The following is a 25,030-nucleotide window of genomic DNA, read 5'->3' on the forward strand; positions in this document are numbered from 1 at the left end:
CGGTTCCTCAGCTCTCTCTCGCAGCGCTTGCCCGCAGCTCGCGGCGCAGGATCTTTCCGGACGCTGCCCGTGGCACCGCGTCGACGAACTCGACGGCCCGGACCTTCTTGTACGGGGCGACCCGGGCGGCCACGTGCGCCATGACCTCCTCGGCGGTGAGCCCCGGCGCGGCCGGCTGGCGCACCACGAACGCCTTCGGCAGCTCCGTGCCCTCCGCGTCCGTCACCCCGATCACGGCGGCGTCGGCGACGCCCTCGTGGGTGAGGAGCAGCGCCTCCAGCTCGGCCGGGGCGACCTGGAAGCCCTTGTACTTGATCAGTTCCTTCACGCGGTCGACGACGTACAGCCAGCCGTCGGCGTCGACCCGCCCGATGTCGCCGGTGTGCACCCACCCGTCCGCGTCGATCATCTCGGCGGTGGCCTCCGGCCGCCCCAGGTACCCCTTCATCACCTGCGGCCCCCGGATGGCGATCTCGCCGTCCTCCCCCGGCGCCGCGTCCTTCGACGGGTCGTCGAGCGAGAGGATCCGCAGCTCGGTCGAGGGCAGCATCTTCCCGACGGTTCCGGGCGGCGGGTTCGCGGCGGAGAGCGGGGTGACGTGGGTTGCCGGGGACAGCTCGGTCATCCCGTACGCCTGCCGGACCGGCGGCAGCCCGAGCCGCGCCGAACACGCCTCCGCGAGCGCCGCGTCGAGCGGGGCGGCGGCGGAGACGATGTACTCCAGCGAGGAGAGGTCGTACGCGGCCACCGCCGGGTGCTTCGCGAGCGCGAGTACGATCGGCGGAGCCACGTACAGGCCGTTGATGCGGTGCTTCTGGATCGCGCCGAGGAAGGTGTCGAGGTCGAAGCGCGGGAGCACGACGACGGTGGCGCCCTGGCGGAGGGGCGCGTTCATGAGGGCGGTGAGCCCGTATATGTGAAAAAAGGGCAAAACGGCGAGGATCCGGTCCCCCGGGGCCATCGGGATGACCGGCTCCAGCTGCGCGAGGTTCGTCGCGATGGAGGCGTGGGTGAGCATCACGCCCTTGGGGACGCCGGTGGTGCCGGAGGAGTAGGGGAGGGCGGCGACGTCCTCGGCGGGGTCGAAGGCGGGGGCGGGAGCTGGGCCGGTGGATCCGAGGAACCCCTGCAACGACCGTACGCCTTCCCCTTCCGGCGCCGTGTCGCAGACGAAGATCTCCTCGATGCCGCCCGCGAGTTCGGCGGCGGCCCGTGCGGCCGGCAGGAGCGGCGAGACGGTGACGATCCAGCGCGCCGCCGAGTCGCGGAGCTGCTTGGCGAACTCCTCGGGCGTGGCGAGGGGGTGGACGGTGGTGACGGAGGCGCCGGCGCGGGTGGCGGCGTAGAACGCGACCGGGAACAGGACGGTGTTGGGGCTGTGCAGCGCGAGCACGTCGCCCTTCCGCACGCCCGCCTCCGCGAGCCCCGCGGCGACCCGGCGGTGGAAGGCGTCCACCTGCGCGTACGACAACGACAGCTCCCCCGCCCCGTCGACCAGCGCGGGCGTGTCCCCGAACTCGGCGGCGCGGCCGAGGACGGCGTCGTGGATGGGGAGGGAGAGGGTGCTAACGGGCTCGTACTCGCTGTGGAACGCCATGCGTGGCCCCCTGGAGAGGTGAAAGGTGGTCGCCAGGATCGCTGCTGGGGGTACCGCTTAGGGAGACCCTGTCAGCCCCCTTCAAAACAATCAAGCACGCCTGCATGGTTTATAGCGGGGCGCTTACGCCTCGGGCGCCCGCCGCATTCCCCTGCGGGCCCCGCCCCCGGGAGGGCGCGAGGCGCACCGGCCGCCGCGACCCGCCGGGGCCCGCGCCTCCGGCACCCCGGGCGCGAGGCGCACCGCCCGCTACCCCGCGCGGGCATGCCTTCCGCCGCCGCGGGCTCCGCCCGGCCTGTCCACCACCGCACGGGCCTCGGCCGCGCCCGTACGGGCCCACGCCCGCGCCCGTGCGGGCCTCCACCCCCGTGCGGGCCTCCACCCGCGCGCGCCCTGTCCGTCACCCCCGTGCGGGGCCCGCCCGCTTGGTCCGCTACCGCGCGGGCTTCACGCCCGCGCCCGTGCGGGCTGCGCCGGCCTCGCCCACCACCCCCACCACCGTGTGGGCAGGTGTTCCGCAGGGCGGAACGGGTGGGCACACCCCCGGTGCGGCCGCACATGTGCGGGGCGTTCAGGCGCGGGAACCTAGGCCCGGTAAGGGGCGCCGTTCCGTTGTGCCCACCCGTTCCGCCCCAGCGGAACGATTGCCCACAACGGGGTGCGGGGGGGCGCAGCCCGCAACGGGGGTGGGTGTCGCTCCAGCGGAACGAGTGCCCACAACGAAACGGCGGGGCGCAGCCCGTAGCGGGGGTGGGCGCCGGCCCAGCGGAACGATTGCCCACAACGGGGTGCGGGGGGCGTCGGCCCGGCGGAACGGTTGCCCGCAGCGGAGCGGGGTGCGGCGGGGGTGGGGTGAGACGGTTGCGTATGGGGGTGAGTGTTGCGGGCATTCCTGGGGGGCGGGGGGTGGGGGTTGGGTGGGGGGTATGACTGAGTATCGCGGCGGTAGGCCGTTTCTTGTGGTGGGTGGGACCGGGAAGACCGGGCGGCGGGTGGTGTCGCGGTTGCGGCGGGGTGGGTACGACGTGCGGGTTGCCGCGCGGAAGGGGGCCGTGCGGTTCGACTGGAACGACCGGAGCACCTGGGAGCCCGCGCTCGACGGGGTGGGCGGCGCCTACCTGGTCGACTCGATGACCGCCGACGCCGGCGAGCTGATGCGGGAGTTCGCGAAGCTCGCGGCGGCGCGGGGGGCCGAGCGGCTCGTGCTGCTGTCGCATCGCGACTGGGTGGCCCGTGAGGGCGAGGAGAAGCTGCCCTGCGAGCGGGCCGTACGCGAGTCCGGCGCCGCCTGGACGATCCTCAAGCCCTCCTGGTTCGCCCAGAACTTCAGCGAGGACGCCCTCTTCCGCGCCCAGATCCTCGGCGGCGAGGTGGCGTGGGCGACCGGGCAGGGCGTCGAGCCCTTCGTCGACGCCCGGGACATCGCCGACGTCGCCGTGGCCGCCCTCACCGAGGACGGCCACGCCGGGGAGGAGTACCTGCTCACCGGGCCGCGCGCGCTGACCCTGGGCCAGGTGGCGGAGGAGCTGGCCCGCGCCACCGGCCGGGAGATCGTCTACCGCCCCGACTCCCCCGAGGAGTTCGCCGCACGCGCCGCCCGCGCGGGCGTGCCGGACCACATCACCGCCGTCCTGAACCTGCTCTTCGGCTGGATCGCCGACAGCCGCTTCGGGGAGCCCGCGGACGGCGTCCAGCGGGCCCTCGGACGCGAGCCCCGCGACTTCGCGGACTACGTCAGGTCCACGGCCGAGACGGGGGTCTGGCACCCCTGACCCCCGTCTCGGCCGGGACCGCGCGTCACTCGCAGGCCACGCCGTCGCCGTCCCGGTCCAGGTGGCTGCCGTAGCCCGGCTGGCCCGCGTAGATCGGGTCCGCGCCGGCGTCCCGGACGGCGGTGCAGTTGCGGTAGTAGACGTCCGAGCCGGCGTCCTCGGTCGGCTCGGGCTCCGGCTCGGCCGTCTCGGCCGGGCGGGTCGTCGGGGCCGGCGGCTTCGGCTTCGGCTTGGGGGCCTGGGTGGTCGGCGCCTTCGTCGTCGGGGCGGGCGCCCGCGTCGTCGGGGCCTCGGTCGTCGGCTCCGGCGTCGGCTCGGGGGCTTCCGTCGTCGGGGCCGCCGAGGTCGTCGGCGGCGCCGTCGTCGGCTCCGGCGTGGGCGTCTCGGTCGTCGGCTCCGGGGTCGGCTCCGTCGTCGGCGGCTCCGTCGTCGGGGTCGCCGGGGCCGTGGACGTCACCGCCGGCTTCGGGTCCTCCGTGACCTGCTCCTTCTGCGGGTCGCTGACCAGCGCGTAGAGGAACCACAGCGCTGACAGGACCGTCGCCACGATCTTCGTACGGTTGGTCCACTGGCCGAGCCACGCCAGGGTGATGCCCGCCGGCGGGAAGATCACGAGCAGCGTGATGATCACGGCCGGGTGCTGCCACCACCGGCGGCGGGGTCTCCAGTTCGGGGCGGGCTGGTACGGGTTCGACTGCGGATACACGCGCGGCTCCTGGGACGTGACGGGGAGGACGGCACCGAGCGGAGTGCCGTGGCCGTGGGATCGTACACAGGACCTTCACAACCGGTGGCCCGTATCCACGGATCAGGCCACCGACCACCCCGCCCGTCCTTCCCACCCGTGCCGCCTCAGTACGACTTGGGCAGCCCCAGCGTGTGCGCCGAGACGTAGTTCAGGATCATCTCCCGGCTGACCGGGGCGATCCGGGCCACCCGGGAGGCCGTGACCAGGCGCGCGAGGCCGAACTCCTTCGTGAGGCCGTTGCCGCCGAGGGTGTGGACGGCGGTGTCGACCGCCTTCACGCACGCCTCCGCCGCCGCGTACTTCGCCATGTTGGCCGCCTCGCCCGCGCCGACATCGTCGCCCGCGTCGTACAGCTTCGCCGCCTTCTGCATCATCAGACGGGCCAGTTCGAGCTCGATGTGGGCCTGCGCGAGCGGGTGCGCGATGGCCTGGTGGGCGCCGATGGGCGCCTTCCAGACCTGCCGCTCCTTCGCGTAGCCGACCGCCCGGCCGAGGGCGTACCGGCCCATGCCGATCGCGAACGCGGCCGTCATGATCCGCTCCGGGTTGAGGCCCGCGAAGAGCTGGAGCAGCCCCGCGTCCTCGTCGCCGACGAGCGCGTCCGCCGGCAGGTGCACGTCGTCTAGGGTCAGCTCGAACTGCTTCTCGTCCGCGTCGAGTTCCATCTCGATGTGGCGCCGCCCGAAGCCGGGGGTGTCGCGCGGGACGATGAAGAGACACGCCTTCAGGTTGCCCGTGCGGGCGTCGGAGGTGCGGCCGACGATGAGGGTCGCGTCCGCGATGTCGACGCCCGAGACGAAGACCTTCCGGCCGTTGAGGACCCAGCCCTCCTCGGTGCGGGTGGCGGTCGTGGTGATGCGGTGGGAGTTGGACCCGGCGTCGGGCTCGGTGATGCCGAACGCCATCGTCCGCGAGCCGTCGGCGAGACCGGGCAGCCACGCCGCCTTCTGCCCGTCGGTGCCGAAGCGGGAGATGACCGTGCCGCAGATCGCGGGCGACACCACCATCATCAGGAGCGGGGCACCGGCCGCGCCCGCCTCCTCCAGGACGATGGACAGCTCGGCCATGCCGCCGCCCCCGCCGCCGTACTCCTCCGGCAGGTTCACGCCCAGGTAGCCGAGCTTGCCGGCCTCCGCCCACAGCGCCGCCCGGTCGAAGCCGGGGCCGTGGCGGCGGCCGAGCGCGGAGACGGCGGCACGGAGCTCGGTGTGCTCCTGGGGCTCTATGTCGGTGCTCATGCTGTCTTGTCCTCCCGGTCTTCGGTCTGTACGTCTTCTGCCTGTACGACGGCGAGCAGGGCGCCGACCTCGACCTGGCGGCCGGGGGCGGCGTGGAGCGCGGTGAGCGTGCCGGAGGCGGGAGCGGTGACGCGGTGCTCCATCTTCATCGCCTCCAGCCAGAGCAGGGGCTGCCCCGCCTCGACCCGGTCGCCGACGGCGAGACCGTCCGCGACCCGGACGACGGTGCCGGGCATGGGCGCGAGGAGGGACCCGGGGAGGGTCCGCTCACGCGGGTCGGTGAAGCGGGGCTCGACGGCGAGCCGGTGCGGCCCGGCGTGGACAGTGCCAGGCTCCGAGGCGTACGACGCCACCTCGAAGTCCCGTACGACCCCGCTGACTTCGAGCCGTACGCGACCGGGCGCGGCGCTCACGACCCGTACCCCCTCGGGGGCGGTGACCTCGTACCCCCCGTCCCGCGTGGGCCGGTAGCGGACCTCGTGCCCCTCGTACGTCTTCACCTCCTCCCCCGACCGCACGTTCCGCCAACCACCCCCGAACCGACCGGAGTTACGCGCCGCGTCCGCCAGCGCGGCGGCGACGGCCGCGTACTCCCCGCCACCGCGCGGCTCCGTGAGCCCGTCCAGGTTCCGCCCGTAGAAGCCGGTGTCGAGCGCCCGCTCGTCCCCGAAGTCGGGGTGCCGCAACGAGGCGACGAGGAGGTCCCGGTTGGTGGCGGGCCCGTGGATCACGGCCCGTTCGAGGGCGCCGGCGAGCTTGCGGACGGCCTCGGCGCGCGTAGGCGCGTAGGCGATGACCTTGGCGAGCATGGCGTCGTAGTGCACGGGCACGGTGTCCCCGGAGCCGTACCCCGTATCGACCCGGACACCGGTCGGCACCCCAAACGCATGCAACCGCCCCGCCTGCGGCGCCCACCCCGCCCCCGGGTCCTCCGCGTAGAGCCGCGCCTCCACCGCGTGCCCCCGCCCGGCAGGCGGCTCCGGCGGCAGCGGGGCGCCCTCGGCGACAGCCAACTGGAGAGCGACGAGGTCGACCCCGTGCACCTCCTCCGTCACCGGGTGCTCGACCTGGAGGCGCGTGTTCATCTCCAGGAAGTGCGCCCGCCCGTCCGCGACGAGGAACTCCACCGTCCCCGCCCCGACATAGCCCACGGCCTTCGCCGCCGCCGCCGACCGCTCGTACAGCTCGGCGGTCAGCGCGGCCGGCAGCCAGGGCGCCGGGGACTCCTCGATCACCTTCTGGTGCCGGCGCTGGAGGGAGCAGTCGCGGGTGCCGAGCGTCCAGACCGTGCCGTGGGCGTCGGCGAGCACCTGCACCTCGACGTGGCGCCCGTCCTCCACGTACGGCTCGACGAACACCTCCCCGTCCCCGAAGGCGCTCGCCGCCTCGGCGGACGCCGCCTTCAACGCGCTTTCCAACTCCGCGAGTTCGCGGACGAGCCGCATGCCGCGCCCGCCGCCGCCCGCCGCCGCCTTCACCAGGACGGGCAGGTCGGCCTCGGTGACGTCGGTGAGCGGGGCGACCCCGAGGAGTTCCTTGGCGCGGGTCTTGGACGCCATCGCCTCGATGGCCTCCGGAGGCGGGCCGATCCACCGCAGCCCCGCCCCGGTCACCGCCCGCGCGAAGTCCGCGTTCTCGGAGAGGAAGCCGTAGCCGGGGTGGACCGCGTCCGCGCCGGCGGCGAGCGCCGCCGCGACGACGAGATCCCCGCGCAGGTACGTCTCCGAGGGCGCGGCGCCCGGCAGGCGTACGGCCGCGTCCGCCTCCCTCACGTGCAGGGCGTCCGCGTCGGCGTCGGAGTACACGGCGACGGTCGCGATGCCCAGCTCACGGCAGGTGCGGAAGACCCGGCAGGCGATCTCACCACGGTTCGCGACCAGTACGGTCGAAATCATCAGGGCCTCACATTCGGAAGACGCCGAAGCCGCCGCGCGCGCCCTCGACCGGTGCCGTGTGGATCGCGGACAGGCACAGTCCGAGGACCGTGCGGGTGTCGCGGGGGTCGATGACCCCGTCGTCGTAGAGCAGGCCGGAGAGGAAGACCGGCAGCGACTCGGACTCGATCTGCGCCTCGACCAGCGCGCGCAGACCGGCGTCGGCCTCCTCGTCGTACGGCTGCCCCTTCGCCGCCGCCGACGCGCGCGCCACGATCGACAGCACGCCCGCGAGCTGCTGCGGCCCCATGACGGCGGACTTGGCGCTCGGCCAGGCGAAGAGGAACCGGGGGTCGTACGCCCGCCCGCACATGCCGTAGTGCCCGGCGCCGTAGCTCGCGCCCATGAGGACGGACAGGTGGGGGACGCGGGAGTTCGACACCGCGTTGATCATCATCGCGCCGTGCTTGATGATGCCGCCCTGCTCGTACTCCCTGCCGACCATGTAGCCGGTGGTGTTGTGGAGGAAGAGGAGCGGGATGTCCCGCTGGTTCGCGAGCTGGATGAACTGCGCGGCCTTCTGCGACTCGGCGGAGAAGAGCACGCCCTGCGCGTTGGCGAGGATCCCGACCGGGTAGCCGTGCAGCCGCGCCCACCCCGTGACCAGCGAGGATCCGTACAGCGCCTTGAACTCGTCGAAGTCGGAGCCGTCGACGAGCCGGGCGATCACCTCGCGCGGGTCGAACGGCGTCTTGAGGTCGCCGGGAACGATCCCGAGCAGCTCCTCGGCGTCGTACTTCGGCGGCTCCACGCCCACCGGGTCCGGATCCCGGTGCGCCTTGCGGTGGTTGAGGCGAGCGACGATCCGGCGGGCCTGCCGGATCGCGTCCGCCTCGTCGACGGCGTAGTGGTCGGCGAGCCCGGAGACCCGGGCGTGCATCGCCGCGCCGCCGAGCGACTCGTCGTCGCTCTCCTCGCCGGTCGCCATCTTCACCAGCGGCGGACCGCCGAGGAAGACCTTCGACCGCTCCTCGATCATCACCGTGTGGTCGGACATCCCGGGGACGTACGCCCCGCCGGCCGTCGAGTTGCCGAAGACGACCGCGACCGTCGGGATCCCGGCGGCGGACAGCCGCGTGAGGTCGCGGAAGAGCGCGCCGCCCGGGATGAAGATCTCCTTCTGGGACGGCAGGTCGGCGCCGCCGGACTCGACCAGGGAGATCACCGGGAGCCGGTTGGCGTACGCGATCTCGTTGGCACGCAGCGCCTTCTTCAGGGTCCACGGGTTGGAGGCGCCGCCGCGCACGGTCGGGTCATTGGCGGTGATCAGGCACTCGACGCCCTCGACGACGCCGATGCCGGTGACCAGGGACGCGCCCACGGGGTACGAGCTCCCCCAGGCGGCGAGCGGGGACAGCTCCAGGAACGGCGAGTCCTGGTCGACGAGCAGCTCGATCCGCTCCCTGGCCAGCAGCTTCCCGCGCGCCCGGTGCCGGGCGGTGTACTTCTCGCCGCCGCCGGCGAGCGCCTTGGCGTGCTCGGTGTCGAGGGCGGCGAGCTTGTCGAGCATCGCGGCCCGGTGGGTCTCGTAGTCGGGTCCGCCGGTGTCGAGGGCGGAGGCGAGGACGGTCACGGAAGCTCCTCCGGAGGGACGGGACGGGCGGTCACAGCAGCTCCTCGGGGATGTCCGCGTGTCGGGAGCGGAGCCATTCGCCGAGGGCCTTGGCCTGGGGGTCGAAGCGCGCCTGGGAGGCGACACCCTCGCCGAGGATCCCGGCGACGGTGAAGTTCAGCGCCCGCAGGTGGGGCAGCACGTGCCGGACGACGTCCAAGTCGGCCGTCTCCGGCAGGAGTTCACGGAACAGGTCCACGGTCAGCGTGTGGACGAGCCACCGCCACTCCGCCTCCGTCCGCACCCACACCCCGACGTTGGCGTCCCCGCCCTTGTCGCCGCTGCGGGCCCCCGCGATCCGCCCGAGCGGCGTCCGCGCGGCGGGCCCCGGCGGCAGCGGCGCGGGAAGGTCCGGTTCGGGTACGGGTTCCAGGACGCGGGTCGCGGTCGGTACGGGCACGGCGACGCGGGTCCCGTCGGGGAGCACGGCCGTGTGCGGGACGTCGGCGGCGGGCACGGACGCGGTCTCGAAGACCCCGTAGGGGGCGCCCCTGCCGGGCGGGGCGGTGACGTGGAAGCCGGGGTAGCTGGCGAGGGCCAGCTCGATCACCGCGCCCGTCAGCCCCCTGCCCACCTTCTCGGGGTCCTGGTCGCGGACGACGAGCCGGAGCAGCGCGCTCGCGGTCTCCTCGGTGCCGGCGTCCTCCCGGTCGGTGCGGGCGAGCTCCCAGCGGACGTCGGCGGGCGCGTTCTCCGCCAGGGCGGCGTGGACCTGCTCCCGGACCAGCGCGGCCTTGGCGTCGACGTCGAGGCCGGTGAGGACGAAGACGACCTCGTTGCGGTGCCCGCCGAGCCGGCAGCGGCCCGCCTTCAGGGTGGGCGGCGGCGCCTCGCCCCGCACCCCGTCGATCCGCACCCGGTCCGGCCCGTCCTGCGTGAGCCGTACGGAGTCCAGCCGGGCGGTCACGTCGGGCCCCGCGTACCGGGCGCCGGAGGTCTCGTACAGCAACTGGGCGGTGACGGTGCCGACGTCGACGATTCCGCCGGTGCCGGGGTGCTTGGTGACGACGGCCGACCCGTCCTCGTACAGCTCGGCGAGCGGGAAACCGGGCCGCAGCAGGAGGTTCGGGTCGTGCGCGCGGAAGAAGGCGTAGTTGCCGCCGGTGGCCTGGGTGCCGCACTCCAGGACGTGCCCGGCGACGACGGCCCCGGCGAGCCGGTCGTACTCCTCGGGGCCCCAGCCGAAGTGCCACTGCGCGGGCCCGGTGACGAGCGCCGCGTCCGTGACCCGCCCGGTGACGACGACATCGGCGCCGGCCGCGAGACAGGCGGCGATCCCGCCGCCGCCGAGATAGGCGTTGGCCGTCAGGACACCCGGCCCGGACGGCAGCCGGTCCCCCTCCACGTGCGCGACCCGGACCGGCAGCCCGAGCTTCGCGGCGAGCTCCCGCAGCGCGTCGGCGAGCCCCGCCGGGTTGAGTCCCCCGGCGTTGGCCACGATCCGCGTGCCCCGCTCGTGGGCGAGCCCCAGCCCCTCCTCCATCTGCCGCAGAAAGGTCTTCGCGTATCCGGCGGAGGGGTCCTTCAGCAGATCCCGCCCGAGGATGAGCATGGTCAGCTCGGCGAGGTAGTCCCCGGTGAGCACGTCGACATGACCGTCCGTCAGCATCTCGCGGACGGCGGAGAACCGGTCGCCGTAGAAGCCGGAGGCGTTCCCGATCCGCAGGGGCGCCGTCACCGCGCCTCCCCCCGCACGGAGCGCCCGGCCCCCGCGGGCCCGGCGAACGCCTGGGCGATGCCCAGCCAGCGCTCGGCGTCGGCGCCCTCGGCGCGGAGCCCGGTGTCGTCACGGTGCACCCGCTGGGTGACGAGCAGACAGAAGTCGAGCGCGTCCCCGGTGACCCCCTGAGCGGCCCCCTCGGGCCCGTACGCCCACAACTCCCCACCAGGAGCTACGAGTTCCACCCGGAACGGCTCGGCCGGCGGCTGCTCCCCGCGCACGACGTACGCGTAGTCCCGGGCGCGGTGCCCGATCCAGGCCACGTGCCGAAGCCGCGCCGTCGGCTCCCGTACGACCCCGAGGGCGTCGGCCACGTCCTGCCCGTGCGCCCACGTCTCCATCAGGCGCGCCGTAGCCATCGCCGGGGCGCTCATCGGCGGCCCGTACCAGGGGAACCGCCCGCCCGCCGGCACCGCGACCAGCGCCTCGCGCAGCAGCTCCCGCCCCTCCCGCCAGCGCGCCAGCAGCACCCCGGACGGCAGCGCCGCCCCCTCCTCCGCCCCGTCGTCGACGAACCGCTCAGGCGCGGCCAGCGCCTTCTCCACCTCCCCCGCGAACCCCTCCGCGTCGGTAACGGCGAGCACCGCAGCCCGATCGGTCCACGCGAGATGCGCCACCTGATGCGCCACACTCCACCCAGCCGCAGGAGTCCCCCGCCGCCACTGCTCCTCACTCAACTCCCCGACGATCGCGTCGAGTTCCCCACTCTCGGCAACCAGATCAGCAAGGACGTCCGCGAGTCCGGACACGGTGCGCTCCCCTCGGGAGGACGGGCCTGAGGAGTCGGAGCATGGCAGCGATGAGGGAAACAATCAAGCATGCTTGCTTGGATTGGGGGGTGAGGGCCGGCCCGTGGCGGGGCCGGGATCCGGTACGGGTCCCAGCCGGATCCGGCCCGAAAGGCACCCGGATCCGGCCAGTCCGGCCCACAGCCGCCTCCGCCCGCCGATCTTCGGCGTGACACACCTACGGGCCCCTGCCCCTGCCCTCGCCACTTCTCCCGCCCCGCAAGGACCGCACCCGTGCTGACCGCGATATTCCAGGACCGTCTCGCCTATCTGGCCGCCTGCGTGGCGGTCGCCCTCCTCCTCGGAGGAGCTGCCTGGTGGACGGCCCGCCGCCTGGGGAACCCCCGGGGCCCGTGGTGGGCCGGGCTCGCCGCCACCCTCACGGGAATCCTCGGCGTCACGTTCATGGGAAGCCGCGCCGCCACCGGCACCTGCGTGGTCAACCACGACGTGCTCGAACCGTTCCACACCACCCAGGGCCTGTGGAACCTGGCGATGACCGTCCCGCTCGGCTTCTTCGCCCTGGCGGCGGTCCGCCGCCCGCTGCCGGTCCTCGTCGGCGTCGTCGCCTTTCCGCCCGCCCTCGAATTCGTCCAGGGCTCCGTGGACGGCCTCGGCCGGATCTGCGACAGCTCGGACGCCCAGATGAACGTCCTCGGCGGACTCGCCGGACTCGCCCTGGCGGCCCTGGTGTTCGGGCGCGCCCCGTCCTTCGGGTGGCGGGCCGGGGCCAAGGGCGCGGGCGTCGCCGCCGCCGTCCTCCTGGTGTCCGGGATGGTCCTCGCCCGGACCGCGATCCTCTTCACCCACCTGGACGGCACGGGCCTGTCGCCCGCCGACGCGGACCAGCGGAGGGCCGCGGAAGCGGCGGTGCGGGAGGCGTTCGGCGACGGGTACGCCGTCCGGAACGCCTACCACCAGCCGTGCCTGGACGTGCTCTGCGCCCACATCACCTTCGCCGTCGCGCCCACCGGCGCGGCCCCCGAGGCCCCGACCGGCATGGGCACGCTCTCCTGGCCGGACGGCAAGCGCCTGACCCTGGAACTGGAGAGCGCCGGCCTCGGCTTCCCCGTACCGGGCGCAGGCGCGGGCACGGGTTCAGGCCGGGCTCCCGTCGACGAGAAGCAGGCATACGACACCGCCCGCCGGTACATGGCCGCGCACTACCCCTGGGCGGAGAGCGCCGCCGACCACACGACGTACCCGGTCGGGAAGGGTGCGGCGCGCGGGTGGGCGACGGAATGGCGGTGGGTGGACGGCGGGATCGTCATGCCGCGCACCCTCCAGGTCCTCGTCGACCGGACCGGCCGGGTCGCCCGCGTCGACGTGGTCCTGGCCCCCACCCGCCTCGAACTGCCCGACCCGGTACTGGACCCGGACGAGGCGGCCGGGGCCGTACGCCGCTGGATGGACGAGGGGTCCCCCCGGAGCCTCCCGCCGGGCCTGCGCTTCGAGGCGTACAGCCTCCAGGCGGTCGAGCGGGACGGCACCTGGCGCCCGGAGTGGCTGGTCCACATGGTGTCCGACGAGCAGCCCCCGGACACCGACCCGCACGTCGCCGGCACGGGTGACCGGTGGTGGGTGGACGCGGTGACGGGCGCGATCTACAGCAACCCCTTCGCCACGGCTCCGCGCTGACGCCGGAGAAATCCGGGCGGGGACCGATGAGTTTCGTTCCGCCCCACGGTCCTAGATCATGAAAAGCAACACCGCGTACACCGCGCCCCGTGACAGCAGAGAAGCCGAGGACTCGACATGCGTACTCTCATCAGCTCCGCCTTCGTCTCTCTCGACGGTGTCGTCGAGGCTCCTGGGGGCGAGGAGGGGTACCGGAACGCCGGGTGGACGTTCAAGGGGATCGAGTTTCTGCCGGAGGCGTACGAGCTCAAGGGGCGGGAGCAGCAGGAGGCGGGGGCGATGCTGCTGGGGCGCGCGAGTTACGAGGCGTTCAGTCCTGTGTGGCCTGGGATGGCGGACTTCGCCGACTACAAGGAGATGCCGAAGTACGTCGTCTCCACCACCCTCACCGACGACGACCTCGTCTCCGACTGGGGGCCGACCACGATCCTCCGCACCCTCGACGAGGTCGCCGCGCTCAAGGAGACCGAGGGCGGGCCGATCATCGTGCACGGCAGCGCGGCCCTGAACCGCGCCCTCTCCGACGCCGGCCTGATCGACCGCTACCACCTGCTGGTCTTCCCCGTCCTCCTCGGCGCCGGCAAGCGCCTCTTCAGCACCACCGACAAGGACGCCCAGCACCTGAAGGTCGTCGAGCACGAGACGTACGCCAACGGCATCCAGAAGCAGATCCTGGACGTCGTCCGCTGACGGACGGGTCCGTCAGCCCCGGCGCGGGCGGGGGACGAGTTCGCCGCCGCAGTTGGGGCAGGTGCCGGACATCTCCTCCGCGCAGGGCACGCAGAAGGTGCATTCGTACGAGCAGATCCTCGCCGGGCCGTCGGCCGGCAGGGCCGCCGTCTCGCAGCGTTCGCAGCGGTCGCGCATCTCAAGAGCCATGGGTCCATGATCAGCGGACTGGCCGCCGCCCGAAAACAGGGCGGCGGCCAGAGACCGTCAGGATCGGGCCAGGAAGCCCCCCGCCCCTCACCTCTTCTTCAGGGCCGCCGTCTGCGTCCGCACCGCGCCCATGCTCGCCGCGATGACGAGCGCGATCGCGAGCCCGTCCGTGACGGAGAGCGCCTGGTGCAGGACGAGGAAGCCCGCGGTCGCCGCGATGGCCGGTTCCAGGCTCATCAGGACCGCGAAGGTGGGGGCGGGCAGACGGCGCAGGGCGAGGAGTTCGAGGGTGTACGGCAGCACCGACGAGAGCAGCGCGACGCCGAGGCCCAGCGCGATCGTCGTCGGGACGAGCAGGCGGTCGCCCGCCTCGACGATGCCGAACGGCAGGCTGAGCACCGCGCCGAACGCCATCGCGAGCGCCAGCCCGTCCGCCTGCGGGAAGCGGCGGCCCGTCCGGGCGCTGAACACGATGTACGCCGCCCACATCGCGCCCGCCGCGAGCGCGAAGCCCGCACCGAGCGGATCGAGCCCGTCGAAGCCGCCTCCACCGAGCAGCACGACACCACCGAAGGCGAGTCCGGCCCAGAGCAGGTTGACGAGCCGGCGGGAGGCGATCACGGAGAGGGCCAGCGGGCCGAGCACCTCAAGCGTGACGGCCGCACCCAGCGGGATCCGGTCGATGGACTGGTAGAAGAGGATGTTCATGCCCGCCATGGCGGTACCGAAGGCGACGACCGTCCCCCAGTCGGCCCGGCTGTAGCCGCGCACCTTCGGCCGGCAGATCAGCAGCAGGACGAGCGCGGCGAGCACCAGCCGCAGCGTGACGACACCGAGCGCCCCGGCGCGGGGCATCAGCAGAACGGCCACGGCCGACCCGAACTGCACGGACAGCCCACCCGCGACGACGAGCGCGACGGGCCCGAAGCGACGGGGGGCGGGGGTGCCGGTGGCCGGGGCGGCGACCGGTCCCGTGTCCACCGCCAGGCCCGTGCCCGCCACCACGGGGGCCGAGGCCACTCCCGTCGACCCCGTCACCTGGCTGTCCACGACCACCACTCCTCCCCGGCCTTCCATCAGGCCGGACCGTAAGTCCACTCCACTAAACTCTCAGTCCAGAGTAGTGCACCCCCCTGCACCCTGACGACCGGATTCCGCTTCCACCGTACGAACCCCCGGCGCGGCAACGGAAATGCCGATCGGCCTGCGGTTATGCTCCAGAGACATGACCGTGAGCATCGAGCTGCGCCACCTGCGCTGCTTCCTCGCCATCGCCGAGGAGGAGAACCTCACCCGGGCCGCCGCCCGCCTCCACCTCACCCAGCCCGCCGTCTCCCGCACCCTCGCCGCCCTCGAACGGCACCTCGGCGCCCGGCTCGTCGACCGCTCCACCCACCACCTCGCCCTCACCCCCGAGGGCCGCGCCTTCCTCGAACGCGCCACGGCGGCACTCGCCGCCTTCGACGCGGCCGTCGACCCCGCGCGGCTGCGCCACCGCCCCCTGCGCCTCGGCCACGCGTGGTCGGCCTTCGGCCCGTACACGACGCCCCTGCTACGCCGCTGGCAGCGCGAGCACCCGGAGACCCCGCTGGAACTCCTCCGCATCGACGACCGCACGGCCGGTCTCGCCCGAGGTCAGGTCGACGCGGCGCTGCTGCGGGGCGCGGTGGAGGCCCCCGGCCTGGTCACGGCGGAACTCACGACGGAACCCAGGGTCGCGGCCCTCCCCGCCGACAGCCCCCTCGCGGACCGCCCGGGCGACCTCACGCTCCTGGACCTGGCGGACGAGACGGTCGTCCTCAACACGGTCTCCGGCACGACCACCCTCACCCTGTGGCCCCTGCCGGCGCGCCCCACCCGCACCCTCACCGTCGCCAACACCGACGACTGGCTCACCGCCATCGCGGCAGCCCGAGGCGTAGGCGTCTCCTCCGCCTCCACGACGTCCCTCCACCCCCACCCGGGCGTCACGTACCGCGCACTGGCGGACGCCCCGCCGCTGCCGGTCCTCCTGGCGTGGCGGGACGCGTTCCCGCACCCGGCGACGGAGGCGCTGGTGGCGATGGCGCGGGAGATCGTGAGGGGCGGGGACTAACGGATCAGATGCGCCCCTGCGCGGCGGCCTCGACGAAGACCGCGAAGGCGGCGGGGGTGGCAGTGAGGTGCGGGCGGGAGGTGTCCTTGGAGTCGCGGACGGCGATGTGGGGGGCGAGGTCGGCGACCTCGACGCAGTCTCCGCCGGTGTTGCCGCTGTAGGAAGACTTACGCCAGGCGGCGGGGCCGAGGGGGGCGCACTCGATGCACTCGCCGCCGCTGGAACCGCTGTACGACGACTTACGCCACTGCACCGTGCCCATACCGTTCCTCCATGACGCGAGCGATCAGCTCAGCCGAGTCCTCCACAGAGAGGGCCGTGGCCTGGAGGCGAGAGTAACCGACACAACGCTCTTTGATCACTTGCGGATTGGCGGTCATATGCCCGGAGTCGTAACTCTCGGTGTAGAAGATGTCCGGGTCCTTCTCGAACCGCAGGAGGGTGAACGACCCCATCACCCCCGAGTGCTCACCCACCCCGAACGGCAGCACCTGAAGCTGCACCCACGGCTCAGCCGTGAAGGTCAGCAGGTGTTCCAGCTGCGCCCGCATGACCTCCGAGCCGCCGATCTTCCGGTGCAGGGTGGCCTCGTCCAGCACGACCCAGAGCACGGGCGGATTCGTGCGCTGGAGAATCCGCTGCCGGTCCATGCGCCCGGCGAGCGTCTCCTCCAGACGGTCCGTGTAGTCGATGCTCAACACGGCGCGGGCGTACGCCTCCGTCTGGAGCAGGCCGTAGACGAGCTGGCACTGGTACGTCGAGATGTACTCCGCGTTCGCCTCCATCTCCGCGTACGCCTGGAACCAGGAGGGAAGCTGGCTCCGCAGGACCAGGCCCACGAGGCGCGAGAAGAAGCCGTCCGTCATCAGCGCCGCGTCGATCCGTTCCGAGAACTCCCGGGTCGGGACCTTCCGCGCGTTCTCGATCTGGCCGACGAGGGAACCCGTACAGAACACGATGTCGCCCAGATCCGCCTGGCTGAGGCCGGAGTTCTCTCTGAGGCGGCGAAGTTCGGATCCGTAGTAGTCCAGCGGCGAGGCGGACGGGTCCAGGCTGCGGATGTTGACCACGAGAGGCACCCCCAAGTGTCGGCTCGCCGACGAGGCTAGCCTCAGCCCCGGCACGAAGGGGCGAAAACTGAACAACCGCCGCCCTTTCGAGGGAAGTTGGCCCATGAGACGCATGAAAGCACGGAAACGCGACCTCGCCCCTAACCCGCCACCCCCTCCAGCCCCTCCGCCAGGACCTCCGCCAAGTGCCGCCCCCTCCTGCCCGGGGCCACGTGGCTGATCTGCGTCCGGCAGGAGAAGCCGTCGGCCAGGACTTCGGCTGTCGGGTCGGCCTGGCCCAGGGCCGGGAGGAGTTGGTCCTCCGCGCAGGCCCTGGAGACCTCCTCGTGGCCTGGTTCAAAGCCGAAGTTGCCTGCCAGGCCGCAGCAGGCGCCTGCCAGGGTGCCGGTGAGGCCGGCTTTGGCGCGGAGTCTGCGGTCCGGGGCGTCGCCGAGGACCGCGTGCTGGTGGCAGTGGGTCTGGCCCGTGACCGCGCGGTCCAGGCGGGGCGGGGTCCAGTCGGGGGCCAGGGTCTCCAGGGCTTCCGCGAAGGTGAGGACGGACGCCGCCAGGCGGGCCGCTCTCGGGTCGTCGGGGAGGAGTTCGGGGAGGTCGGTGCGGAGGGTCGCCGCGCAGGAGGGCTCCAGGACGACCACCGGACCCTCCACCCCCTCCATTTCGTCCAGCGTCCTCCCCATCACCCTCCTCGCCGCCGCCAGGCGGCCCGTCGACACATACGTCAGCCCGCAGCACACCCTCCCCTCCGGCACGCCCACGCCGAGGCCCGCCGCCTCCAGGACCCGTACCGCCGCCGTGCCCACCTGCGGCGCCAGGTGGTCGGTGAACGTGTCGGGCCACAGCGTGAGGGCCGAAGGACGGCCGGACGGGGCGCGCTCGGCGAACCAGGAGGTGAAGGTGCGGGCGGCCACCCGGGGCAGGGGGCGGGTCGGCGTCACGCCCGCCAGGCGCGCCGCGAAGGGGAGCCGCGTCAGCGCGTTCGTCCCGCGCCCGAACAGGTCCAGCCAGCGCGGCAGCCCGCCCATCGTCCAGTGCGAGCGCGGACGGCGCAGCAGGCCGCGCGGCCCGGCGTAGTGCCGGGACAGGAACTCCGCCTTGTACGCGGCCATGTCGACGCCCACCGGACAGTCGCTGCGGCAGCCCTTGCAGGACAGGCAGAGGTCCAGCGCCTCGCGCACCTCCTCCGATCGCCAGCCGTCCGTGATCACCTCGCCCAGCGCCATCTCGTGGAGGAGACGGGCCCGCCCCCGCGTGGAGTGCCGCTCCTCGCCGGTCGCGCGGAACGACGGGCACATCACCGACTCGGACGGCACCTGCCCCGCCCCCTTCCCCGGCACCCGGCACTTCGCCACGCCCACGCACCGCGCCGCCTCCCGCCCGACGCCCACCAGGGGCAGACCCTCGAAGCGCAGGCCCGTGTCGAGCGGCTCGGGGCGGACCAGGATCCCGGGGTTGAGGCCGCCGTCGGGGTCCCACAGGTCCTTCACCGCGCCGAAGAGGCCGACGAGCTCCTGCCCGTACATCCTCGGCAGGAGTTCCGCCCGCGCCTTGCCGTCGCCGTGCTCGCCGGAGAGGGAGCCGCCGTGGGCGACCACGAGGTCGGCCACGGCCTCCGAGAAGCGGCGGAAGTCGCGTACCCCCTTCCCCGTCCACAGGTCGAAGTCGATGCGGACGTGCACGCAGCCGTCGCCGAAGTGCCCGTACGGGATCCCCCGGAGGCCGAAGTCGGCCAGCAGCGCCCGGAACTCCCTCAGGTACGCGCCCAGCCGGGCGGGCGGCACCGCGCAGTCCTCCCAGCCGGGCCAGGCGTCCCCGCCTCCGGGCATGCGGGTCGCCGTCCCGGCCGCGTCCTCGCGGATCCGCCACAGGGCCCGCTGCCCGGCCGGGTCGCGTACCACCGCCGCGTCGACCGCGTCCGCCGCGCGGACGAGCGCGCGGGCCGGGCCCTCCCCGTCCATCTCGCAGAACAGCCACGCGCCGCCCCGGGGAAGGCCCGTCGCACCGCCCACCAGGTCCGCCGCCATCCCCTCCACCGTCAGCGGGGCGTACGCGAGGAGTCCCGCCGCCGCGTCGGCCGCCGCGGTCTCGTCGGCGTACCCGAGGACGACGAGGACGGGGTCGGCGGGGAGCGGCACCAGCCGTACGGTCGCCTCCGTCACCACGCCGAGGGTGCCCTCGCTGCCGACGAAGGAGCGGACGACGTCCCGGCCCCGCTCGGGGAGCAGCGCGTCGAGGGCGTAGCCGGAGATGCGGCGCGGCAGCCCGGCGGGGTAACCGGTCCGCAGCAGGCCGAGGTTCCGGTCGACGAGCTCCGCCAGCCCCGATGGCGCACCCGCCCCGCCTTCTCCACCCCGCCCCAGCGTCAACCGCTCGCCCCGGTAGGTCACCACTTCGAGTGAGCGGACGTTGTCCGCGGTCGTGCCCCAGGCGACCGAGTGGGCCCCGCACGCGTTGTTGCCGATCATGCCGCCGAGGGTGCAGCGGCTGTGGGTGGAGGGGTCGGGGCCGAAGGTGAGGCCGTGGGGGCGGGCCGCCTCCCGCAGGCGGTCCAGGACCAGGCCCGGCCGGACGACGGCGGTGCCGGCCACCGGGTCCAGCGACACGATGCCGTCCATGTGGCGTGTGAGGTCGAGCACGACGCCGGTGCCGGTGGCCTGGCCTCCGATGGACGTGCCGGCGCCGCGCGCGACGACGGGGACGCCATGCGCCCGGCAGACCTCCAGGGCCGCGGCGACGTCGGCGGCGTCGCGGGGCGCGACCGTACCGGCGGGCACGCGGCGGTAGTTGGAGGCGTCCATGGTGGCGAGCGCCCGTGCGGTGGCGGTGAAGTCGACCTCGCCGGCGAGCGCGGACCTCAGGTCGGCGGCGAGTGTTCCGGGTGTTCCCTCGTCTGTTCCCACAACGCAAGGATGTCTCGTTCCTCGTCTCATCCGGCGGACATCCGGCCCTCCCGGGCTTGCCGACCCGATACTCTCCGGCTCGTGGCCGATATCCAGATTCCCGCTGACATCAAGCCCGCAGACGGTCGTTTCGGCGCGGGCCCCTCCAAGGTGCGGACGGAGGCGCTGGACGCCCTGGCCGCCACCGGCACCTCCCTCCTGGGCACGTCCCACCGCCAGGCTCCGGTCAAGAACCTGGTCGGCGAGGTGCGTACCGGCATCCGTGACCTCTTCTCGCTGCCCGAGGGCTACGAGGTGATCCTGGGCAACGGCGGCTCGACCGCCTTCTGGGACGTCGCGACCCACGGTCTGATCGAGAACAAGTCGCAGCACCTCACCTTCGGCGAGTTCTCCTCCAAGTTCGCGAAGGCCGCGAAGCTGGCCCCGTGGCTGGCCGAGCCGACCGTGATCTCCTCCGACCCGGGCACGCACCCGGAGCCGGTGGCCGAGGCGGGCGTCGACGTCTACGCGTACACCCACAACGAGACCTCGACCGGTGTCGCCGCCCCGCTGAAGCGGGTCGCGGGTGCCGACGAGGGCGCGCTCGTGCTGGTCGACGCGACGTCGGGCGCGGGCGGTCTGCCCGTCGACATCACCGAGACGGACGTCTACTACTTCGCGCCGCAGAAGTCCTTCGCGGCCGAGGGCGGCCTGTGGCTGGCGGCGTTCTCGCCGGCCGCGCTTGAGCGCGCCGCCCGGATCCACGCGTCCGGCCGGCACATCCCGGAGTTCTTCTCGCTGCCGACGGCGATCGACAACTCGCTCAAGAACCAGACGTACAACACCCCGGCGCTGTCGACCCTCTTCCTGCTGAACGAGCAGCTGAAGTGGATCAACGGCCAGGGCGGTCTGGACTGGGCGGTGGCCCGTACGAAGGAGTCCTCGGACGCCCTGTACACGTGGGCCCAGGAGTCGAAGTACGCGACGCCGTTCGTGACGGACGCGGCGAAGCGCTCGCAGGTCATCGGCACGATCGACTTCGCGGACGAGATCGACGCGGCGGCGGTCGCGAAGGTGCTGCGCGCGAACGGGATCGTGGACACGGAGCCGTACCGCAAGCTGGGCCGCAACCAGCTGCGCATCGCGATGTTCCCGGCGGTCGACCCGGCGGACGTGCGGGCCCTGACGGCCTGCATCGACTACGTCATCGGGCAGCTCTGATCCCTGCTCGTACGGAAGGGCCCGCACCGGTCGTGACCGGTGCGGGCCCTTCCGCGTCGGCGGGACCCTGCCGCTTCAGCGGCTGAGGCGCTGGAAGCGGCGGACCGCCAGCGGCAGGAAGATCGCGGTGAGCACCAGCGGCCAGACGACGGCCATGAGCACGGCGTTCTGCTCCACCCAGGTGGCGCCGCCGGCGCCGGGGTTGCCGAAGAGTTCGCGGGTGGCGGCGACCGTCGAGGAGATGGGGTTCCAGGCCGCCACGGGCGCCAGCCAGTCCGGCATGAGCGAGGGGGCGACGTACACGCTGGAGATCATGGTGACGGGGAAGATCACGGCGTAGAGCGCGCCGGCCGACTCGGCGTTCGGGACGACGAGTCCGCACCACACGCCGACCCAGATGAGGCTGAAGCGCAGGAGCAGGAGGAGGCCGAAGCCGAAGAGGGTGCCGCCGACGCCGCCGTCGGAGCTCCAGCCGATGGCGAGGGCGGTGGCGGTGAGGATGGCGAGTTCGGCGGCGGCGATGATCAGGTCGGAGAGGCCGCGGCCGGTGGTGACGGCCGAAGGGGCCATCGGCATGGAGCGGAACCGGTCCATGACGCCCTTGCCGGAGTCGTTGACGACGGCGGTGGCGGTGTTCATGAGGCCGAAGGTCATCGTCATGGCGAACATGCCGGGCATGAGGAAGTCCTTGTAGTCCCCGCCGCCGGGGACGCGCATGGCGCTGCCGAAGACGAAGCCGTAGAGCAGGACGGAGACGATGGGGAAGCCGAGCTGCCAGAGGATGGCGACGGGCTGGCGGCGGTAGTTGAGCAGGGTGCGGCGGACGAGCGTGAGGCAGTCGGTGACGGCCCAGTAGGCGCGGCCGCGGGAGGACGCGAGGGCGGGGGTCGCGGTGGTCATGCGGCGACGGCTCCTTCGGTGGTGTGGTCGCTCTGGCCGGGCGCGCCGTCGGCGTCCTTGCTGTCGTGGCCGGTCAGGGTCAGGAAGACGTCGTCGAGGCTGGGGCGGCGCAGGCCGATGTCCTCGACGGGGATCCGCTCGTCCCGGAGGGTGCGGGCGGCCTCGGTCAGGGCGGCGACGCGGTCGCTGACGGGGGCGTGGACGCGCCGTCCGGCCTCGTCGGTGGTCGGTTCGGCGGCGGCCACCCGGGCGAGGATCTTGTGGGCGGCGGGGAGGTCGGCGGGGTCGGCGACGACGACCTCGACGCGGTCGCCGCCGACGCGGTTCTTGAGGCCGTCGGGGGTGTCGTCGGCGATGGCGCGGCCCCGGTCCATGACGGTGATGCGGGCGGCGAGCCGGTCCGCCTCCTCCAGGTACTGGGTGGTGAGGAGGACGGTGGTGCCCTCCGCGACGAGGGCCCGTACGGCGTCCCAGACCTCGCCCCGGCTGCGCGGGTCGAGCCCGGTGGTGGGCTCGTCGAGGAAGAGGACCTCGGGGGCGAGGATCAGCGAGGCCGCCAGGTCGAGGCGGCGGCGCATGCCGCCGCTGTACTGGCCCGCGCCCTTGTCGGCGGCGTCGGCGAGGCCGAAGCGGTCGAGGAGTTCGCCGGCGCGGGCGCGGGCGCGGCGGGGGTCGAGGTGGAAGAGCCGGCCGAAGAGTTCGAGGTTCTGGCGGCCGGTGAGGACCTCGTCGACGGCGGCGTACTGGCCCGCCAGGCCGATCCGGGCGCGGACGGCGCGGGGGTCGCGGGCGACGTCGAGTCCGGCGACCTCGGCGCGGCCGCCGTCGGCCTTGAGGAGGGTGGCGAGGATGCGGACGGCGGTGGTCTTGCCGGCGCCGTTGGGGCCGAGGAGGCCGTGCACGGTGCCCCGGCGGACGGTGAGGTCGAAGCCGTCGAGCGCGTACGGCTCCGGGGTGGCGGATCCCTTGCGGGAGCCGGCGCCCTTGGGCTTGTACCGCTTGCGCAGGCCCTCGGCGAGGACCGGGTGTTCATGCATGGCTGCCTCCACTCGCACGCGCTGAACGGCTCGCTCAGCGGCGCCGGACTACGAACTGAGTACACCGTACCCCATTACGGGTACGGTGTACTCAGTTTTAAAGTGAGGGCATGACGGACCAGACGAGCAGCAGCCTCGACCTCCTGTGGGGCACGGGCGAGCGCCCCAGCCGGGGCCCCAAGCCGGGCCTCACCCTCGACCGGATCGTCGGGGCGGCGGTCGCGCTGGCGGACGCGGAGGGACTGGACGCCGTCTCGATGCGGCGGGTCTCGGCCGAGCTCGGTGTGGGGACGATGTCGCTGTACCGGTACGTCCCCGGCAAGAACGAGCTGCTCGACCTGATGCTCGACAAGGTGCAGGGCGAGGCCCTGCCGGACGGGCCCGTGGAACCGCCCGCGCATTGGCGCGAGGCCGTCGAGGCGCTGGCCCGCGGCCACCTCGCCCTCTACCGGACGCACCCCTGGCTGCTCAAGGTCAACGAGGCCCGCTCCCTGCTCGGCCCGAACACCCTGCGCGGCTTCGACCTCTGCCTGGCCGGGCTCACCGGGCCGCACGGCATGGGCCTGGGCGACGCCGAGACCGTCTCCGCCATCGTCACCGTACAGAGCTTCGTCGCCGGGATCGCGCGGATGGAGCTCCAGACCACGGAGGCGGCGAAGGAGACCGGCGTCAGCGACGAGGAGTTCTGGCGCGCACAGACCCCGTACCTGGAACGGGCCATGGCCACGGGCGAGTTCCCCTCCGTGGCCGCCCTCGCCGAGGACACCTTCACGCGCCAGATCGACCAGTTCGCCTTCGGTCTGGAGCGGATCCTGGACGGCTTCGAGGTGCTGGTCAGCCGCGCCGCAGCAGGCGCTTGATCCCGAGGACGAGGACGGTGGCGCCGGCCAGCACGAGGAAGCCCTTGGTGGCGCTGCCCTGGGGGCCGTCGTCGGCGGGGGTGGCACCGGTGCCGGTGCCGGGGCCGGTGCCGGGCGCGGGGGTTCCGGGGGACGCGTTCCCGCCCTCGGGCCGGTCCGGCTGGTCCTCCCGGTCCACGCGGACCACGCGACTGTTCTGACCCTCCGAGCCGAACATGAGGCCGGAGCCGTCGAGGGTGTACGTGACCGATTCCGCCTGGCCCTGGAAGGGGGCGCCGGGGGAGGTGCCGTCGCCCTCGATGCGGCCGTCCTTCCAGACGTACTCGCGGGCGCTGAAGTAGCTGCGCAGCAGGAGCCGTTCGCCGTCGGGCGAGAAGGCGCCGTCGGTCACCCAGGGGACCTCCCCGATACGGCGGAAGGTGTTGGTGCCGGAGGTGCTGAGGCGTTCGGGGCCGGCGTACAGGCCGCCGCCGTCCTCGTTCTTGCTGGCGATGTAGACCCGGCCGGTCCCGGGGTGGACCATCAGCGCCTCGGCGTTGCGGGGGCCGTCGGCGTACTTCACGTCGTACTGCTGCGCCTGGACGGTCTGGTCCTTCAGGACCTTCGGCTCGGGGAAGCGGTAGATCCAGACGTGGTCCCAGGAGCCGTCGAGGTTGTCGCCGATGTCGCCGACGTAGATGTCGCCGTCCGGGCCGACGGCGATTGCCTCCATGTCCCGGGGGGTGCCGACCCCGGCCATGGTCAGGGTCGCGACGGTCTTTCCCGTACGGGAGTCGATACCGAAGATCCGGGGCTCGTCCTGGTCGTTGTGCGTCCAGTAGACGCCGGGGTGGGCGCGGCTGGCGGCGAGGCCGCTGGACTCGGTGATCCGGGCGTCCTCGATCGTGAAGTCCCGGTCGGGTTCCTGCCCTTCGGCACGGGCATGACCGGCCGGGAGCAGCGCCAGGGCGGCGGCCGCGCCGAGGGCGCACAGAGCAGATCGCATGGGATCAAGCCTGCCACGGCGGCGGGGAAACCCGCTTGACCTGCGGAGGGGCCGCTGTCA

At 73.4% G+C, this 25,030-nt stretch carries 21 protein-coding genes; 6 read left to right on the forward strand and 15 right to left on the reverse strand.

From position 1 onward, the window contains the following. Positions 1-7 precede the first annotated feature (7 nt). Complete coding sequence (locus ACFXMG_RS16760) at positions 8-1,597, reverse strand: AMP-binding protein (RefSeq protein WP_383818146.1); 1,590 nt, start codon at positions 1,595-1,597, stop codon at positions 8-10. A gap of 926 nt (positions 1,598-2,523) precedes the next feature. Between ACFXMG_RS16760 and ACFXMG_RS16765 the strand changes: the two genes are divergently transcribed. Next, complete coding sequence (locus tag ACFXMG_RS16765) at positions 2,524-3,369, forward strand: NmrA family NAD(P)-binding protein (RefSeq protein WP_384338800.1); 846 nt, start codon at positions 2,524-2,526, stop codon at positions 3,367-3,369. Positions 3,370-3,394: 25 nt separating this feature from the next. Here ACFXMG_RS16765 and ACFXMG_RS16770 read toward each other — a convergent pair whose 3' ends face one another. The 6 genes from ACFXMG_RS16770 to ACFXMG_RS16795 form a co-directional block, all read right to left on the reverse strand. Further along, on the reverse strand, positions 3,395-4,075 hold the full coding sequence (locus tag ACFXMG_RS16770; protein WP_383818144.1) for an excalibur calcium-binding domain-containing protein: 681 nt from the start codon (positions 4,073-4,075) through the stop codon (positions 3,395-3,397). Positions 4,076-4,221: 146 nt separating this feature from the next. Continuing rightward, entirely contained in the window at positions 4,222-5,355 is a 1,134-nt protein-coding gene (locus ACFXMG_RS16775; RefSeq protein WP_383818143.1) for an acyl-CoA dehydrogenase family protein, read from the reverse strand. Further along, on the reverse strand, positions 5,352-7,250 hold the full coding sequence (locus ACFXMG_RS16780; protein ID WP_383818141.1) for an acetyl/propionyl/methylcrotonyl-CoA carboxylase subunit alpha: 1,899 nt from the start codon (positions 7,248-7,250) through the stop codon (positions 5,352-5,354). Before ACFXMG_RS16780 ends, ACFXMG_RS16775 begins: the two co-directional genes overlap by 4 nt. Before the next feature lie 7 nt (positions 7,251-7,257). After that, complete coding sequence (locus ACFXMG_RS16785) at positions 7,258-8,862, reverse strand: acyl-CoA carboxylase subunit beta (protein ID WP_383818139.1); 1,605 nt, start codon at positions 8,860-8,862, stop codon at positions 7,258-7,260. A gap of 31 nt (positions 8,863-8,893) precedes the next feature. After that, positions 8,894-10,579 carry an acyclic terpene utilization AtuA family protein gene (locus ACFXMG_RS16790; RefSeq protein ID WP_383818137.1) on the reverse strand — a complete coding sequence of 562 codons (1,686 nt, stop codon included), beginning with the start codon at positions 10,577-10,579 and terminating at the stop codon, positions 8,894-8,896. Then, entirely contained in the window at positions 10,576-11,370 is a 795-nt protein-coding gene (locus tag ACFXMG_RS16795) for a TIGR03084 family metal-binding protein (RefSeq protein WP_383818135.1), read from the reverse strand. Before ACFXMG_RS16795 ends, ACFXMG_RS16790 begins: the two co-directional genes overlap by 4 nt. Positions 11,371-11,643: 273 nt before the next feature. Between ACFXMG_RS16795 and ACFXMG_RS16800 the strand changes: the two genes are divergently transcribed. After that, positions 11,644-13,047, forward strand: a complete 1,404-nt coding sequence (locus ACFXMG_RS16800; protein WP_383818134.1) for a VanZ family protein — start codon at positions 11,644-11,646, stop codon at positions 13,045-13,047. Between the two features lie 117 nt (positions 13,048-13,164). Then, the gene (locus ACFXMG_RS16805) at positions 13,165-13,737 is read left to right on the forward strand and encodes a dihydrofolate reductase family protein (RefSeq protein WP_383818133.1); all 573 of its coding nucleotides are present in this window, start codon (positions 13,165-13,167) and stop codon (positions 13,735-13,737) included. A gap of 12 nt (positions 13,738-13,749) precedes the next feature. On the opposite strand, the gene ACFXMG_RS16810 is transcribed toward ACFXMG_RS16805, so the two are convergent. Both ACFXMG_RS16810 and ACFXMG_RS16815 read right to left on the reverse strand, forming a co-directional pair. Next, positions 13,750-13,926: a DUF1272 domain-containing protein gene (locus ACFXMG_RS16810; protein WP_383818132.1), complete on the reverse strand. Its 177-nt coding sequence runs from the start codon at positions 13,924-13,926 to the stop codon at positions 13,750-13,752. An 87-nt stretch (positions 13,927-14,013) separates the two neighbouring features. Beyond that, a complete protein-coding gene (locus ACFXMG_RS16815; RefSeq protein ID WP_383818131.1) occupies positions 14,014-14,976 on the reverse strand; it encodes a DMT family transporter in 963 nt (320 codons plus the stop codon). Positions 14,977-15,118: 142 nt separating this feature from the next. Between ACFXMG_RS16815 and ACFXMG_RS16820 the strand changes: the two genes are divergently transcribed. After that, on the forward strand, positions 15,119-16,021 hold the full coding sequence (locus tag ACFXMG_RS16820; RefSeq protein WP_383818130.1) for a LysR family transcriptional regulator: 903 nt from the start codon (positions 15,119-15,121) through the stop codon (positions 16,019-16,021). 4 nt (positions 16,022-16,025) lie between these two features. Here the strand turns inward: ACFXMG_RS16820 and ACFXMG_RS16825 are convergent, their stop codons facing one another. From ACFXMG_RS16825 to ACFXMG_RS16835, 3 genes are all read right to left on the reverse strand, one after another. Next, the gene (locus ACFXMG_RS16825) at positions 16,026-16,283 is read right to left on the reverse strand and encodes a DUF397 domain-containing protein (RefSeq protein WP_383818129.1); all 258 of its coding nucleotides are present in this window, start codon (positions 16,281-16,283) and stop codon (positions 16,026-16,028) included. Continuing rightward, positions 16,261-17,091: a helix-turn-helix domain-containing protein gene (locus tag ACFXMG_RS16830; RefSeq protein WP_383818128.1), complete on the reverse strand. Its 831-nt coding sequence runs from the start codon at positions 17,089-17,091 to the stop codon at positions 16,261-16,263. Before ACFXMG_RS16830 ends, ACFXMG_RS16825 begins: the two co-directional genes overlap by 23 nt. A 140-nt stretch (positions 17,092-17,231) precedes the next feature. Continuing rightward, entirely contained in the window at positions 17,232-20,018 is a 2,787-nt protein-coding gene (locus tag ACFXMG_RS16835; RefSeq protein WP_383818126.1) for an FAD-binding and (Fe-S)-binding domain-containing protein, read from the reverse strand. A gap of 51 nt (positions 20,019-20,069) precedes the next feature. On the opposite strand from ACFXMG_RS16835, the gene serC reads away from it, so the two are divergent. Continuing rightward, positions 20,070-21,188, forward strand: a complete 1,119-nt coding sequence (gene serC, locus ACFXMG_RS16840) for a phosphoserine transaminase (RefSeq protein WP_383818124.1) — start codon at positions 20,070-20,072, stop codon at positions 21,186-21,188. Positions 21,189-21,263: 75 nt separating this feature from the next. On the opposite strand, the gene ACFXMG_RS16845 is transcribed toward serC, so the two are convergent. Both ACFXMG_RS16845 and ACFXMG_RS16850 read right to left on the reverse strand, forming a co-directional pair. Next, entirely contained in the window at positions 21,264-22,088 is an 825-nt protein-coding gene (locus ACFXMG_RS16845; RefSeq protein ID WP_383818122.1) for an ABC transporter permease, read from the reverse strand. Beyond that, positions 22,085-23,125 carry an ATP-binding cassette domain-containing protein gene (locus tag ACFXMG_RS16850; RefSeq protein ID WP_383818120.1) on the reverse strand — a complete coding sequence of 347 codons (1,041 nt, stop codon included), beginning with the start codon at positions 23,123-23,125 and terminating at the stop codon, positions 22,085-22,087. The genes ACFXMG_RS16845 and ACFXMG_RS16850 overlap by 4 nt, the downstream gene beginning before the upstream one ends. 110 nt (positions 23,126-23,235) lie before the next feature. On the opposite strand from ACFXMG_RS16850, the gene ACFXMG_RS16855 reads away from it, so the two are divergent. Next, positions 23,236-23,985 (forward strand): TetR/AcrR family transcriptional regulator, encoded by a 750-nt coding sequence (locus tag ACFXMG_RS16855; protein ID WP_383818118.1) that lies wholly within the window; start codon positions 23,236-23,238, stop codon positions 23,983-23,985. Here the strand turns inward: ACFXMG_RS16855 and ACFXMG_RS16860 are convergent. Next, positions 23,960-24,970 carry a YncE family protein gene (locus tag ACFXMG_RS16860; RefSeq protein WP_383818117.1) on the reverse strand — a complete coding sequence of 337 codons (1,011 nt, stop codon included), beginning with the start codon at positions 24,968-24,970 and terminating at the stop codon, positions 23,960-23,962. The genes ACFXMG_RS16855 and ACFXMG_RS16860 overlap by 26 nt on opposite strands. Positions 24,971-25,030 lie beyond the last annotated feature (60 nt).

Origin of the sequence: Streptomyces sp. NPDC059201 (assembly GCF_042754585.1) — a bacterium.
Taxonomy (GTDB): Bacteria; Actinomycetota; Actinomycetes; order Streptomycetales; family Streptomycetaceae; genus Streptomyces.